Here is a 14997-nt window from a genome sequence, read left to right on the forward strand (position 1 = left end):
TACAATAAATTACCGCAATTTTTTGTTTAAGGTTCATGGCTCAACCTTTTGACCCCAAATCTCGCGACTACCTTGGGTATTTGATCGGATTAGTTTCGATACTTATTTCCGTCTATATCTCTTGGTATTTTTATGAAAAAAGCATCCAAAATCGAGAGCCCGTGTACTTTACCGAGCCTTTCCCACAGCTCATATTCAATCCTGTAAATAATCAGAAGATCCCTTTGAAAGTTTCCAAAGAGGACGGAACGCCTTTGGATAAAAGCGTCCATGTTTCACGACACGTTATCTTGAATCAGGGAAAGTTGCCAATATTGGCAGCCGATGTCTTGACGCCAATAACCGTAACCGTCGCTGATGCCGAGTTGATGATGGTCAAACCAGAACAGCAAAGTCGAGACGTTGTTCAATGCAAGATAAATAGCGTTAGCCCAACCTCTTTCACGATTGAATTCCGCGTCTTAGAGCAGCATGACGGATGCAGTGTGGCGGTTATCTACACCGGAAGTGCCTATCCGAAGTTCTCCGTTTCTGGCGAAGTTATCGGAACAAAGATAAAGTACACTCCATTTGACATCAATACGATGCTGGCGGAAGTGAAAAGTGGCACTGGTTCAAGCGCCAACTTCTTTGATACATTCTTCAAATACTTTCCCCGCTTTCTTTCAGCCGCGCTATTCATTCTTTTTGCTGGGTTTTTTTATTTGCAACGAAGCGAAATGGAAAGCAATAAAGAGAAAGTGAAGTTTTTCATACACTTCCTCATGGTTACCGTGATCTTTTTGGTTACTCTTTTCGTTAATCTCGATCCTCGGCGTTCCTTTATTTTTCAATCGGAATCCACTCCAATATTTTTGGTGCCAAAGGATTCGTGGAAAACCGTCGAAGCGACTGCAAGTTAAACGGCAGAGCTGTCTCCACCACTGATGGACGAGGAGGCATTGATTGCGTTGATGCCAGCGGAGGCCTGGGAGCCCAACATCTGAGCTGAAGCCTTCGCCAGATCCGCCCGAGCCTGAGCGGTCGCCACGATGGAGCGCTGGTTCGCTTCGTTCGTGCCAGCCTGCAACCGGGCATCCTCGATGGCCAGCTGAACACGCGGCTGCAGCGCCTGCACCTCGGCCGAGTACAGCGCGACCATCGAACGGTTCACGTCGAGCTCGAGCCCGGCCAGGCCGGTCGCCAGCTGCATGGCGGTCTGCGGGCCCATCATCAGTGTGCGGATGTAGTCGGCCATTGCGCTCATGGCCTTCGAGCGCAGGTCCAGCGTCTGCAGAACCGCGAAGCGCACGTTCTCGATCTCGGTGTCGAAGCTCTTGATGGCGATGTCGCGGCTGATCTCGGCCAGCTTGCGGCTGCGGTCCAGCTGGATGCGCTGCAGCCCGTGGACCAGCGCGCCGGGCGGCAGCGGGTAGCCGCGCGCGGCCCAGCCCGCGGTCAGGTTGTCCTCGGCCTCCATGCTCTCTTCCAGCACGCGGGCCTTGCCGCGCTGCCAGAGCTGCTGTTCGACGCCGGCATTGATACCGGTCCCGCCGTCCACGATGGCCTTGCGAAGCCACTCCACCGCCTGGTCGTAGGGCCCGAGCGGGAAGTAGTTCTGGAAGAAGTCGGCGATACCCTGCCCGATGAGGTTCACCAGCTTCTGCAGCTGGGTGTTGTACATCGCCTCCCCGTTCATGATGTTCGGGTCTTGCAGCTGCGGCGGCAGCGGCGGCACGTAGCTCTTGTCGAGCACGGGCACGCCGATGATTGGCGCCGGACCGATGTCGCCGAGCCCGGTGGCGATGCGCGCGTTCGATTCGTTGGTGCGCGTCTGGGAGTTGTCCCACATCGCGTTGATGACCTGCGTGGTCGTGACCGCGGCGCCGGCGCCGCCGGTGATCGGATCGGGAACGGTGACGATGGGCATTGCTAAATCTTTCGTTGAAGGTCGGCCACAAGGAAGTTGACCGTGTCGATTTCGAAGTCGGCGCCGTCTTCGTTGAAGAACTGCACCGTGACGTAGTTGGACTTCAGGCCTTTGCCCGGCGAGAAGCGCTGCTGTTGCATGTGCTCCGAGAAGCCGCGGGTCTTGTAGATGAACTCGCGCCCCTCGACGATGACCTTGAGGAACAGGTTCCCGCTGGCGGACATGCCCACGTAGCACTCGGCGATGGTCTTCTGCGAGGACGTGCCGAAGTCCAGCTTCCCGAGGTCAACGCTCGCGCGGATCGGCGCGCCCGCGTCGTCGTCGCCTTCCAGCAGGAACAGGCCGTCAGCGCTGGCGCCGTAGTGCTTGCCGTTGATCACCGCGAAGCTGTTGAACGGGTAGCTGCGGTAGACCGTGCTGCCTTTGGCGTCGGCGTGCCAGACCCAGGTGTCCTGGTCGGTGCGCCCCGTGGCGCCCTCCAACACACCGGTGGAGCCCGCCTGAATGAAGGTGCGCGCCACCACCTCGAGCAGCTGCTCAACCGCAACCGAGGGTGCAGCGCTGATGACCTCCCGAATCACTGCATCCAGCAGGGTCGAGGGGACGGCGGTGCCGCCGAGCGTGATGTGTTCCAGCACCGTGACCAGCAGCGTGGCGGTGCTGGCCGCCGTGGTGCTGGTGGCCAGCGTCTCCAACGCATAGGCCTCGTTGTTGCCCTCGGTGAAAGCAAACACCGTCATCATGGGCAGCGTGGCGCGAGCCTCACCGTAGGGGCCTTCGGCCACCAGCCCGGCGAGAGCCGGCAGTTCGGCCTGCACGTTCCCGATTTCGCCAGTCAGCCCCACAGCCGAGCCCATCAGCACCGGCAGCGAGATGTCGGCGCCGTTGGCACCAACGCCGGGGGCCATGCCGCCGTAGCTCATGCCCGTGAGCGCGGGCAGCAGGCCGATGGCGGCGCCGTACACGCTGGCGCTGCCGGACAGGCCCACCAGCGCGGGCAGCGCAGCGTGCGCGTAGTCGGTGCCGCTGCCTGCTTCGCCGTCGAGCGCCGGCAGGACCGTGAGGGCCTGGGCGTAGTCGTCCTCGAATGCGAACACCGTCAGCGGCGGCAGCGTGCCCGCGCTGTGTCCGTGCCCTTCTTCGACCAACGCCGGGTTGTCCACCAGGTCGCCCACGTCGTACATCGTGGCCGTGAGGTACAGCGGCTCGGGTCGATAGGTCCCGGGCTCGGAGTCGATCTCGTCGCCGTTCTGCCGGAACAGCACCTCGGCGCCGTCGTAGCGGATCTCGAACTCGTCGTCGGTCAGGAACTCGCCGAGTTCCGCGCCCGTGCGCGCGTTGTAGACGCGATCGCCGCCGAAGCGCAGGCCGTGCCGGATATGCCCGTAGCCGCCGTTGGGTACCGAGTACTCGGCCAGGCCGATGACCACGCCGCTGACGCCGACGGGTACGGTGAAGCGCGCCACGCCAGCCGGAATGCCCTTCGTTGAACGCGCAAAGGAGGTCCAGCCCGCCGGAGGCACGGAGACGCGGCCACCGGGCACGCCCTGCCGCTCTGCCTGCTCTGGCACCGTGACGATTCGGAAGCCGACGATGCCGTAAGTCGGCTGAGTGCCGCCCGCCGGGATCGTGACGCCTCCGGTGCTGGGCGGCTTGACGCCCTTCACGATCACCGAGTAGCCGGCAGGCAGCCAGGTGCCGTCTGGCAACTTGATGCCCGAGCCCGACGAACCCGACGTCGACGCGCTGGGCGCGCCGATATCCATCGACCATCCGTTGGGCTGGATGTAGCCGAAGATCGGCTCGGCGTAGCTGTAGGCCGGCCGGAAGGGGACGTAGGGGATCGCGGCGATGGTGTAGCCGTAGCCCAGGCGCTTGAGGGTGTTGCTCATGGTGGGGTGATCCTGTCGTCGGACAGCCACGGTGCGCCGGGTGTCGCATTCTTGGGGCGGCCGTCATCGCGCAGGTACACGACGGCGCCGAACGAGCGCGGGCCGGTGTTGGCACCTGCCGGGCCGGGCAGCGTCTCGGTGCTCTTCGTGGAGATGGTGGCGCGCTTGGTCCACGTCAGCCCGCGGTTCTTCGACTCGAAGAGCGCATGCGCCCCATCGTCGTAGACGGGCATGAAAAGCTGCGTCGGCGAGACAGCGAGCGGCACGCCTGCTCTGCCCGCCTGCAGCGGCATGTTGCCCACCAGTGCGAGCGGGCCGCCGGTGGTCTGGTAGATGGTCGGCTGCGCCGTCCAGTTGGCGCTGTAGTCGGCGTCGTTGAAGAACAGCAGCGCGCCGCCGCCTGGCGCGATGCACGCGCCGCGCTCCCAGCGAGGAAACGCCAGCGCAAGGTAGTCGGTGCCCGGCGCCGCGAAAGGCGGATCGAAGAGCGTGCCGAGCAGCGACACGGTGCCGGCCTCGAGGTCGGCCACGCCCACGCGCACACGCGCATTCGGGTAGCGAGTGCCAGGCGTCCACGGGCCGGGCGGGGCCTCATCCGGCGACGACAGCACGGCGTACACCAGCGCCGTGGTGCGCGACAGCGGCACGATGACGGCGCCCGTGTTCATCGTGGTGCGGTTGCACAGCTCCCAGGCGCCCAGCGGCCCGGTGTTGGCCAGGTACTGCGCCTGTTCATGTGCCGTCATCGCGGGGGCCGCGAACGTCACCCAGCTATGGCCGCCGTCGGTCGACGCGAAGAAGAACAGGCCCGGGTGCCCGGTGCGGTCGTAGCCCGGGATGGCCGCGCCGCGCCAGAAGAACGCACCGCCCATGCCCAGGAAGGTGCTCGGACCCAGCCGGTTGAAGGCGATGGGGAAAATGATCTGGCCGGGAATCTGGGCAGCGATCACGACGCGCTGCGTCTCGCCGTCGTCGAACGCTGCGGCGATGACGTGGTCGCCATCTGTGTTCACCGCCCCGTAGCACATGGCGTGCTCGTAGCGCCCTTCCCGCCGTGCGCCGATGGTCGAGAACGCCGCGCTGACGCGCGTGCCCGCGCCGTCGTTCGCGCCCACAGAGGCCAGCGGCGGCCGTGGCGTCGGCGTCTTGCCGTCGCGCGTGATGTAGGAGTCCACGCGGTACAGCCGATTCAAGCCGAACGCGGTGTTCACGTCGCCCACGTAGGTGAAGCCGGAGAGGGTCCAGGCCGTGCCGTTGCCGCGCGACAGCAGCTGCGGGATGCCCAGCTCAGACGCTGGCGCAGGGCCACGCAAGAAGAACGAGCCGCGGGCGTTCGTGGAGCCGCGCACCACCGTTGCGCCCTCTTCGATGCCGAGGGAGTAGAACCCGTCCACCGCGTTGGCGTCGACCTTCACAACGAGGTGCCCGCCCTTGTTACGGGCCTCGGCGCTGAAGCGGCGCTTGCGGCTCCAGCTCAGGCTGTTGTCGCCCTCGCCGGCCAACGAATAGGCAGCCGTGCGACCTGGGCCGCTCCACCCTCCCCGGTTCTTCGGAAACTCGTCGGTCATGCGGCCTCGATCTGAAGGATCGTTCCTGCCGGCACATTGGTATCTCCGGCAGTCAGATCGAAGCCTGGGCCGGCTGCGCCCTCGAAGGTCGAAAGCGCGAGGTAGTAGGTGCCAGCGGGAAGCGCCTCAACGATCTCGGATCGAAGTCCACCGCCGACTGCGTCCTCGCTTTCACCCACGACGTTGCCATCGGAATCGAAGAGCGCGAGATAGGTGTCGTAGTCGTCAGGGTTCGGCGACGCGACGGTAGAGAACTTCCAGTTGCCCGGACCCAGCGGCACGCGATACCAGATCGGCGTGCCGTCCAGCGCGCCCAGCGTCGTCTCGTAGGGAACCGTGTCGACCTCGATGGCGTCTTCGGGCGGCACGGCGCCGCCCGAGTCTGGTGGGGTCGTGGCGACGAACACCTCGTAGGCGTTCACCAGGCCAGTCCAGAACTGGGTCTTGGGAGGCTCAGGGTCGGGGCCGCCGACCCGCTCCACCAGCACGCGCGAGATTGTTGCGTGGCGGGTCAGGAGGAGCGAAAGCGGCGCGAAGGCCGGCTTCGAGTCCTCGGGGAGCACGTCGCTGGCGGGCCCTGGCGGAGGCGTGACGGTGCGCGTGGTGCCGAACCCCTCGAAGAGGCATTCGTCCGGCCCCACGGTGAGTTTGCAGGTGTACGGCGTGTTGGCATCGAAATCGAATCCGAAGTCATCGACCTCGCTGCTGGAACGCAGCAGCAACCGGTACTCCGACATGAAGCGGCGCACGTTCACCTCGGCATAGGGGGTGAACTCGAGAGGCGACCCTGGGTCGCCGGGATCAGTGTAGGAGGCACGCCGCCCGATTGAGATGACGCACATGCCATCGGTTCCCGGCGGCGTCGACGAGTCGATGTCGAACGTGAGGTCGAACGTCAGCACGAAGCGATCGAGCACAACCTCGGGCGGTTGCGCGTGGGGCGCGTTCGGGTCCGACGCATACCCCGGATACAGGACACGCGGGTTCGCCGGGTAGAAATCGTCGGCGCCCACGATGCCACCGCTGCCCGTCAGCACCGCAGGGAAAGTTGAGACTGCGTCCCACGGTGCGTCACCCCACGCGGTGCCGCTTTGCTGCGTCGCGCCCGGCACCCACGCAGCATCGCCCGCGACGTTGTAGTCGGGGACGTGGCCAGCGGAGGGGCCCGCGGGCCCATCGAAGGTGTCGTAGAACAGCGCGTCGGCGCTCGGCGGCGTACCGGTCGGCATGTGCTCAACCTGCCGGCATCGCGACCGAGTAGAAGTTCAGGCTCTGCGTGGCGCCGCCCGTGAGCGCGACCGAAGACAGGTTCATGTCGGCGCCGGCCAGCCCAACCGATCCCTGGATGCGCACAGCCGCGGTCGACGCGCTGCCGTCGTCGGCCGAAAGGACGTGCCGGTAGAAGAGCGCGTTGCCGGTGGCCGCGTTGACGCCCGACCAGACCTCGCCCGGAGCCTTCTGCATCACGCCGCCAGCAGCCGCGGCGAAGGTGATGCCGCTGCCGCCATTCTTGATGACCACCAGCAGCGTGGCGCCGCCGATGGCGTCGTCGGCCGAGGCCGGCACGGCGACCGTGTCGTAGATGCGGATTTCGCCGCCGTCCAGCAGCGACTTGAGCGAGCCGCCGGACAGCAGTCCGTTGCGCAGGCCAGTTGAGAGTTTCATGGATATCTCCTTAAACGGAAGCGAAAGCGAAGCCCGCGACCACGCGCAGCGTGCTGCCTGCGTCGACGGCCTTGGGGGAGGCGAAGCGCACCACCGAGATCAGCGTGCCGGTCGTGGCCGCCTTGGGGGAAGCCGACACGAGGAACACGCCTCGGATGGTCTTGGTGGCGTTGAAGACGAACTCCGCCTTGTTCGCGGTGTTGTCCACCGCGCCGGCGGCCACGGCCCCTTCGATGAACTCGAGGCGCGCGACAGCGTCGTAGGCCGTGCTCTCCTGCGAGGCCGCGGCGATGGTTGCTGCGGTGTCTGCATCGGTGGGCGTGAAGTCGCCCTCGAAGGGCGCAATGAACCACGTGCCGACCTGGGCACCGTTCTTGAAGATCACGGCCGCCATATGGTTGAGGCCTTCGGTCGGCACCTTGTTGTGCTCGACAGAGCATTGCGACACGGTGCCGTCCGGCGCCACCACCTCGACGGTGTAGGTCGCGCCGCTCTTGATTTCAGAGGTCATTGCTGGTTTCCTTTCGGATGACATCGGCGTCGGCCCACGCAAGGGCCGCCGCTCGGTTTGGTTGAACGCCGGCGCGAGTGGTGATGACGCTGGAAAGGCCGTCGCGCATGCGGTACAGGGTTGCGCCGAAGGACGCCGGCGGCAGGCGCAGGTACTTGGCCTGCAGCAGCTCGACAGCGCCGAAGGCGTCGCCGGCAGCGAGGCCCTGCGGCGTCTGCCAATACGCCTTGATCTCCTCGGGCGAGAAGACGCCGGTGCCAGCGATGGCGCCGAAGGGGAAGCGCGGCACCAGGGCCGCTTCGCCGAAGAAGTCGGTGATCCAGTACGTCTGCTGCTCGGTGCACACGTAGACACCGCCCTCGACCGGCTCCACCACCGTGAGCTTCGAGGGGAACGGCACATAGCCACGGGAAGGCTGGTAGATGCCGCTGGCGTAGGGCACCGACACGAACAGCACGTTCTCGTGCGCCACGAGCAGGCTGCCGTTGTGCATGCGCACGATGTGGCCGGCCGGCATGGGGGCGGTGTTGAGCGTGCGTGAGACACGGCCACCGGGCGACAGCACAGGCACCGACGTGACCGCGCCGTAGCTGGAGACGTGATCGCCGTTGGGGCCGGACACCCACACCGTGGCGCCGGCGGCGTCGGCTATGTCGATGCGCCCGCCGGCCGGCACGTCCACCTGCACGGCGTGCGTCGGAGCACTCTCTCCTTGCGGTCCAGCCCAGGTGAAGGCGACGATGTACAGGCCCTGCGGCAACGAACCGCCAGCGCTGGCCACCACCGTGGGCGCCAGCGCCGGCGCTGCCGACATCGGGTAGTCCGCCGCGCCCACGATGCAACGCAGCTCGAGGCCGTTGCTCCAGGTCACGATGCCGTTGGCTGCGCGCGCGTAGCTCAGGGGCAGCTTGGGCAGCCCGGCGCGCAGCACCGTCGACGCGATGCCGCCATCGCTCGGGGCCAGTGCGCACAGGGCATCGTCGACGACAGAAAAGGCTCCGTGCGCATCGCCCCACAGCGAATGCCAGTTGCCGGGCAGCTGCCGGTCGAATCCCTCGCGGCGCTTGAGACCGCCCCGGCCCGTCAGGTCCACGTTGTCAGCGCCCCAGAGGAAGCGCGCGCCCTTGGAGTCGCGCTGTGCCGCGTCCAGCTCCGTGGGGCGGAGCTTGTTGTTCAGGCCAAGAAAGGGGCCGACTGGTACATCGCGCGCCATCAGGGCCACCACGCGGCGCAATGGTGCGGCACGTCGGCGCGGGCATCCTTGCGTAGGTCCGCATCGGGGCGCAGGCCGAAATATCGTTCGAATGCCGCCAATTCACGCTGTGAGCGCGCCGCATCGAAGGCCTCTGCATCCTGAATGCCATAGGCGCGATGAAGTGCCCAGTGCAGCAGGAATCGGTGATGCACGGACGCAATTTCTGGCTCGGCCGGCACATCAGGAGATAGCGGCTCTTTCGGTAGACGCAGGCCTTCGAGGAACAGGGTGCAGGGCTGGGAAACCTCGCCGGCCAGCACGATGCGCACGTCCTCCTGGATCAGGTGAGCCGGCTTGCAGGTTGCGCGGCGCCATTCCGGCTCAATGCGGTTCATGGCGTCGCGGCTGACGATCTTCAGGATGATGGGATCGCCCGAGACCGGCACCAGCTCTGCGTAGGTGATCTCGAAGAAGCTGGTGAACGGGTAGGACCGCGTCGGCGCCGCAATCGGAAGCGAGACCTCATCAGGCAGCAACCGCTTGCGGATTGCCGCCTCTTCCTCCGCTTCGGTGAGCCAGCGCGCGATCTCGTCGTCGCACCAGAGCACATCGCTCTGGCCGCCGCCTTCACTACGCGCCAGGTCCCCCGACTCGATTCGGAAAGACTCGATGAGGTCTTCGACGTTCATCGTGCGCCGAACTGGTCGATCAGCTCGAGGGCCTTGGCCCGCATGTTCGGCAGAGTCAGGGTCTTCGGGATGGCTTGGTCGTATTTTTCACGTGCGAACTGCTGGACCGCATCTTTCTCCATCTGGTTGACCTGGTCCTTCAGGTCCATGAGTTTGGCCACGGCCGCCTTCTTGTCCTGCTCCTTCTTGTCAGCCTCGGCCAACAGTGCGTCGGTGTCGTCGCCATTCTGTCCCGGGTCGGTCGACGTGCCCGCCTCGGTCGTTTTCTCGCCCTTGGGCTCGACCACGGCCGCTTCGACCTGCTCGAACGAGTCCTTGTGCTTGAGAAAGCGCTGGGCCAGCGTGGCCGGAATGGAACGCTCTTGCCGCGGGGTGAAGGTCAGGCCGCTCTTGTAGAGGCGGTCGGTGTAGTCGGGCTTCCGCCCGATGTAGCGCACGGCTACGGTCGTAGCTTCACTCATGGTGGTGTCCTTGAAGTGGAAATGGCGCGAAGGGCCGGCGCATAGCCGGACCCGTCACGCAGATGGCTTACAGCGAACCGAGCAGCTCGCCGGACACCACCACCTTGATGTCGCTGACCTTGGCGTTGGCAACGACTGCCGTGGTCAGGGTCAGACGGGCGGGCTTGGGCAGCGTCACCAGCTTTGAGCCGGTGGCGCGCTTGCGACCAGCGGCGGCGAGGTCGATGCCGGCACCGAAGTAAGCCGCGTCCTGGGGGACCGAAGCCACGTCGACGCCGTCCTCGTAGGCGAAGCCCAACGAGCCGGTGATAGTGGCGGTCATGCCCGTGGTCACGAGGACTTGCGCATCGTCGAGGCGGAAGCCGGCGGGCAGCGGGCCGAGGTCCAGGACATCGCCGATGCCGATGGCGGCGACGCTGTTGCTGTTGGCGGCCGCGCCGGTGGCGGTGGTCTGCAGCGGGAACACCAGCGCGGTGACGTTGCCGTACGGCGTGTCCCCGAACTGACGAGTGCGGAATTGATTGATCTTCACGGTGGCCATGTCTGGGCTCCTGAAATTGATGTGGGTTCAGTGCGGCAACGCGCGAGGGCGGGCGAACCCGCCCTACGGGCTTAGTTGCGAGCGCCGAGCGTCTTGACGGCGGTGTCGATGACGGTCACGCCGTAGTCGGTGATCTGCTTGCCATCACCGTGGTCCACCTCAAAGCGGATCTTGGAAACGCCGCGGATGGCACCGATGAGCAGCTCCAGCTTGTCGCCGTGGTCCAGTTCCTTTTCGGACCAGAAGAACGGGATGCCGCCGCGCTTCTCGCCAGCGCTGGCCAGCGCTTCAGCGACGGCCTGGCCGCCCAGCAGGATGGCGCGGTCGATTGCGAAGTCGGTGCCGAAGCTCGCCGGCACGATGCAGGTGCTTTCGACCTCGGTGGCGACGTCGGCGCAGTAGCGGATCGTGTCGCCGGCGTAGAACCGGATGGGCCGGTTCTGCTTGACGATCAGGATGCCGTTCCACAGCCCCACGTCACCCAGGAACAGCGGGTGGTTCTGCGCGCGGGCCGCACGCGACATGGCGGCCGCCTGGAACTGACGGAAGTCCGGGTCGGTGGCGAACTTGAAGTACTGCGCCGGCGAGACCAGCAACACGCGGATGGGCGCGTCGTCGGCCATGATGTCGCCCTCGAACTTCACCGGGGGCGGCGGCAGAGCGATCTGCTCCATGTACGAGCGCAGCGTGTCCACCACGTCCATGTCGAGCACATCGGTCGACGCGATGTCGGCCTCGCCCGCGTTCACGGCGAACGGCTTGATGACCCCGCCGTCGGCGATGAAGTGCCGGTTCTTCGACGGAGCGCGCACCGGATTCACCATGATGTCGGCGAAGTCCGAATCGGCCTCGGTCGGCACCACCCATTCGATGTTGTTGTGGAAGCCACGCGCGCCGGCCATATGGACCGTCAGCGACTGGTCGACATACTTGTCCATCAGCGCTTGTGCGACCGGGCGGCCCAGATTACGGAAGTCCGCAGGGCTGCGGATGCTGGTCATGGTGTCGCCCAGGTTGACCGGGAAGCGTGCCTGGTTGACGCGCAGCCGGTCCTTGGACAACTTCATGCCGACGCCACGGCCTTCGGCCATCTTGCCGCCCATGATGGGCTTCGCACCCACGGGGTTCAGGAGGTGGAACTCCACCTCGTCGCCGGTGCCTTTGCCCAGATCCTGCGCGCGCACGATGGGCATGTGCTGCGTGGTCTGCTTGCGGATGGTCGCGGTCGCGCCGGCCTCGCCCTTGGGCATCTTGCCGGTCAGGCGAGCGATGGTGCTGTTGCGTGCGCAGTGCGTGGCGAATAGGCCAGCTGCCTGCTGAATCATGGCATTGGGGTCGCCCACTGCCATGTGCGTCTTGGTCGCGGTCATGCGAATCTCCTTCGATGGGAAGGGCTCCGCCATCCCGGCGGTGCCTTGCGCGGCGTTAGCCGCGACGGTTCAAAAATGCGTCGCGCTGGTCCTGCGTCATCGCCATGAGGCGCTCGGTCAGGTCAGGCCCGGACAGGCTGTCCAGCACCTCGTCTGCGCTTGCCGGACCTGCTCGGCCGCCGGGGAGATCCGACAGCGTTGCGGGGACGGCTACTGCAGCCTTCGGCGCAGTTGCCTTACCCGCGCTCGACGGCGCGGGCTCGTTCACTGCATTCGTCGCCTTCTTGAACGAATCGAACAACTCGATGACCTGTTGCGAGGTGCCCTGCTTGAGGACATCGCGAAAGCCATCGCGCACGAAGCTGGGCTGCGTGTCGATCCACGCATTCAGTTCCGCGCTCTCCACCATCGAATCCGCATCGGGGTGCGCCTTGTAGATCGCATCGATGTGGCCGGTGGAAGCGGTCTGTGCCTGTTGCGCTCGCAGGGGAGCCAGCGCCTTCGCCACTTCCGCATCCACTCGGGCCGCCACTCGGGCATCCACAAGGGACTCGATGCCTTTGGCCAAGGACTCCTCGGAGAAGTCTCCGAAGAGCGCCGGATCAGCACCTGCATCGATGGCCGCTTGCGCGGCCGCCACCTGCTTGTCCTGGTTCGTCGGCGCCTGGCCGGCATCAGCACGCTGCTGGGCTTCGGCCTCGAGGGCCAGGAGCTTTGCCTGCGTCGCTTCCGCCGTCGCCTTCCATCGCTGTTCGCCCTCGCGGGCGTCCACCAACTTCTGGTACGGGATGGTGTGCTTGCCGTCCTTCGCCAGGATCACGGCCGTGGCCGGGTCTGGCTGCTGTTCGGCAGCGGGTTGTTGTTCGCCGTTGTTCGGCGTCTGCGCAGCAGGTGCTGCAGCCTGATCGGGTTCAGTGGTGGCGTCGGGCTGCGTCACCTGTTCCGGCGCTTGCGCGCTGGTATCGCCCTCTACGGTCAGCTCGAGAAGCTGGGCCGCCTGTTCCGGATTCAGTCCGCCGCTTTCCGCGTGCGTTGCAATGAACTGTTCAACTTTTGTGGTCATGCATGTCCGCCACATTTCGCTGTGGCAGCAAAGGACATCAGCATTCGGAGCGCTGGGTAGGGCTTTCGCCCCACCCTGCACACCTCCAGCAGTGGGATTGCCCCGCTCTCTTTCGAGGGAGGCGCCGGCTCTCACGAGCGGGCTGCTTCACGAATCGCTTTCGCGTCTCGCTTGGGAGTGACTTTGCCGAGGATGTGCCTACTCGGGAAACCCTACAGGGGGTAGAAACGAAAAAGCCGCCTCGAGGGCGGCTATCAACGCAGTCTGTGAGGCGAATCTGACTTAGCGCTTCAATTCAACCGAGTGCGCTTGACTGGAGGTCTCCGTGGAGGCGTGCTAAATGCTTTGAGCGCGTCGGTAAAGGGTTCCGTCCTCAGTGAGGCCGCGTCCAAGTCACCATTTGCCGCCTTCAAGACCATAGTTGAAGCTTTTGCGAATATTTGTTCTGCTTCACCTGCATCCCATAGCTTGGCGCTCAACTGCTTGCATAGCCGCTCCATGTCATGAGAGTTCATTCGCGGCAAAGGAGAAGGCATCTCCAACAACCGAACGGCCAGAAGAATTTCATACCGCGCCGCCCTCAAGCTTCCATGCAAAGCTTGATTTCTAAAGAGGTATTCCAATCGATATGCTGCGAGGGCTGCAAGGTAATAGGGTTCGAGTTTGTCCCCTTCGGCAAAAAGATCGACGCCTACACGATCAAGGATTCGTCGATAACTTCTCGTTGCACGATGCGGCTCTTCTAAAAACATTGAAGCATAGGCACGAATAAGTCCCCCCGGGGTGACAATGCGTGTTTTTTCGATGCCTCCCGCATTACTATATTGACGCGAGCGACGCTCATAATAGAGCCGCTGACCTTCTTCAAAGGCATTGAAGTAGGCTTCAAGTTTCTTTTGAAAGTCCGAAAGAGCCAGTAGTTGCTCTTCGCGAACCTCCGTCTGGCGATTTGTCGCCTTAACGATAGACCCAATAATCTCATCGTCTTGCGTTGCGATCAATCGCAATGGAATCATTACAGAATCATCTATTGAAGCTCTCTGATCGTGAATTACGTGACTCGTTTGACAGCCATTCACGACTTGATAATCTTCAATGTAAAACCGGTTGGCCGTCGTCCGCATCGTCTTAGCGATGACAGTGACACCGTTATTCATAAGCGCAAAACGGGCTCGGGTATTTTTTGACTCCAATGTACTTCGCATTTCACTGTTGACTGCATTGAAGTCTTGCCAGTCACGCACGTTGTCATAAAAAATGCCTTTAAGCATTTCCCCACTCTCGTCTTCTATCAGCCGTAAAAATTCACGCGCAGGCAACAGACCTACATATGCTTCAGTTACGCCTTCAATCGTTGGAATCACAGTTTTTTGAGCAAACTCAAACTCCCGGGAAACGGAATTTCTACTTTCCCGGTACAAACGCTGAATACCTTCAGCATCTACGGGTTGAAACTCCACTGTCCTAAATATCCTCAGCGCAGTGAGATCATCTATCGCAGCCTTACGTCGCGCCTCCAATGCAGCGTCTCCAGTCCACGTGCCAGTGGTCACGTAGTACATACGACACACTGGGTTTCCACGCTTAAATTTGCTGCTTTGCTTATAAACAGCCGACATTATATTTGCGAGTTCGATAACATCCCGCCCGCGGGGCAGCGAAGGCTTCTCTTTGAAAAAATCTTGCACCCCGAAGGAAAATTGCCCAATCTTTGCAGTCTCAAATGCAGAGGACCGCTCAGCCTGAACAAATACAAAGGTTACATCCAAATAACCATTTCGCTCAGCCAGCTCATCAATTTCAGAAGAATTCTCTATTAGCGCGCCATTCGCAATAATGGCAATCGCATCAATTCCAGAATCGCCAGATGCCCCAATGACTACATCTGTGGTGTCGAGCGCTTCTGAAACGAATCTGCCAACTGTCAAGAGGGCTGCGAAATGCTCGAACCGCTTGTCTTCGGCGAGGGAAGAAAGGTCGTGCTCCGCAGATGACTCGTCCAGCAGTGATTTTGTGATGCGATCCATGGCGTTACGGGTTGGTACAGGTTGTCGCGATTGTGCAGTACCTCATTTGAGCGACCCGGTTTCGATCTCGCATCCTCCGCACACCGACACACATTGGGGCTCCGCA

Annotated in this window: 14 protein-coding genes; 1 reads left to right on the top strand and 13 read right to left on the bottom strand. The window is 63.3% G+C overall.

Annotation, left to right across the window (positions count from 1 at the left end):
- Positions 1-35 precede the first annotated feature (35 nt).
- Positions 36-902: a hypothetical protein gene (locus RZE79_RS17585; protein WP_319355614.1), complete on the top strand. Its 867-nt coding sequence runs from the start codon at positions 36-38 to the stop codon at positions 900-902.
- Here the strand turns inward: RZE79_RS17585 and RZE79_RS17590 are convergent.
- The 13 genes from RZE79_RS17590 to RZE79_RS17650 form a co-directional block, all read right to left on the bottom strand.
- On the bottom strand, positions 899-1909 hold the full coding sequence (locus tag RZE79_RS17590) for a hypothetical protein (protein WP_319355615.1): 1011 nt from the start codon (positions 1907-1909) through the stop codon (positions 899-901). The genes RZE79_RS17585 and RZE79_RS17590 overlap by 4 nt on opposite strands.
- A 2-nt stretch (positions 1910-1911) precedes the next feature.
- Positions 1912-3801: a hypothetical protein gene (locus RZE79_RS17595; RefSeq protein ID WP_319355616.1), complete on the bottom strand. Its 1890-nt coding sequence runs from the start codon at positions 3799-3801 to the stop codon at positions 1912-1914.
- Positions 3798-5369 (bottom strand): hypothetical protein, encoded by a 1572-nt coding sequence (locus RZE79_RS17600; protein WP_319355617.1) that lies wholly within the window; start codon positions 5367-5369, stop codon positions 3798-3800. Before RZE79_RS17600 ends, RZE79_RS17595 begins: the two co-directional genes overlap by 4 nt.
- Positions 5366-6598 (bottom strand): hypothetical protein, encoded by a 1233-nt coding sequence (locus RZE79_RS17605; protein ID WP_319355618.1) that lies wholly within the window; start codon positions 6596-6598, stop codon positions 5366-5368. Before RZE79_RS17605 ends, RZE79_RS17600 begins: the two co-directional genes overlap by 4 nt.
- Positions 6599-6602: 4 nt before the next feature.
- Positions 6603-7034 (bottom strand): hypothetical protein, encoded by a 432-nt coding sequence (locus RZE79_RS17610; protein WP_319355619.1) that lies wholly within the window; start codon positions 7032-7034, stop codon positions 6603-6605.
- Between the two features lie 10 nt (positions 7035-7044).
- Positions 7045-7545, bottom strand: coding sequence for a hypothetical protein (locus RZE79_RS17615; protein ID WP_319355620.1), 501 nt, complete (start codon positions 7543-7545; stop codon positions 7045-7047).
- Entirely contained in the window at positions 7535-8758 is a 1224-nt protein-coding gene (locus RZE79_RS17620) for a hypothetical protein (RefSeq protein WP_319355621.1), read from the bottom strand. The genes RZE79_RS17615 and RZE79_RS17620 overlap by 11 nt, the downstream gene beginning before the upstream one ends.
- A complete protein-coding gene (locus tag RZE79_RS17625) occupies positions 8758-9429 on the bottom strand; it encodes a hypothetical protein (RefSeq protein WP_319355622.1) in 672 nt (223 codons plus the stop codon). The genes RZE79_RS17620 and RZE79_RS17625 overlap by 1 nt, the downstream gene beginning before the upstream one ends.
- A complete protein-coding gene (locus RZE79_RS17630; RefSeq protein WP_319355623.1) occupies positions 9426-9890 on the bottom strand; it encodes a hypothetical protein in 465 nt (154 codons plus the stop codon). The genes RZE79_RS17625 and RZE79_RS17630 overlap by 4 nt, the downstream gene beginning before the upstream one ends.
- A gap of 67 nt (positions 9891-9957) precedes the next feature.
- Positions 9958-10431: a hypothetical protein gene (locus RZE79_RS17635; protein WP_319355624.1), complete on the bottom strand. Its 474-nt coding sequence runs from the start codon at positions 10429-10431 to the stop codon at positions 9958-9960.
- A 71-nt stretch (positions 10432-10502) separates the two neighbouring features.
- Positions 10503-11801, bottom strand: a complete 1299-nt coding sequence (locus tag RZE79_RS17640) for a DUF4043 family protein (RefSeq protein ID WP_319355625.1) — start codon at positions 11799-11801, stop codon at positions 10503-10505.
- A gap of 55 nt (positions 11802-11856) precedes the next feature.
- Complete coding sequence (locus tag RZE79_RS17645; protein WP_319355626.1) at positions 11857-12864, bottom strand: hypothetical protein; 1008 nt, start codon at positions 12862-12864, stop codon at positions 11857-11859.
- Positions 12865-13154: 290 nt separating this feature from the next.
- Entirely contained in the window at positions 13155-14891 is a 1737-nt protein-coding gene (locus RZE79_RS17650) for an AIPR family protein (RefSeq protein WP_319355627.1), read from the bottom strand.
- Between the last annotated feature and the right edge of the window lie 106 nt (positions 14892-14997).

It is taken from the genome of Variovorax sp. EBFNA2, assembly GCF_033802765.1.
Taxonomy (GTDB): domain Bacteria; phylum Pseudomonadota; class Gammaproteobacteria; order Burkholderiales; family Burkholderiaceae_C; genus Variovorax; species Variovorax paradoxus_H.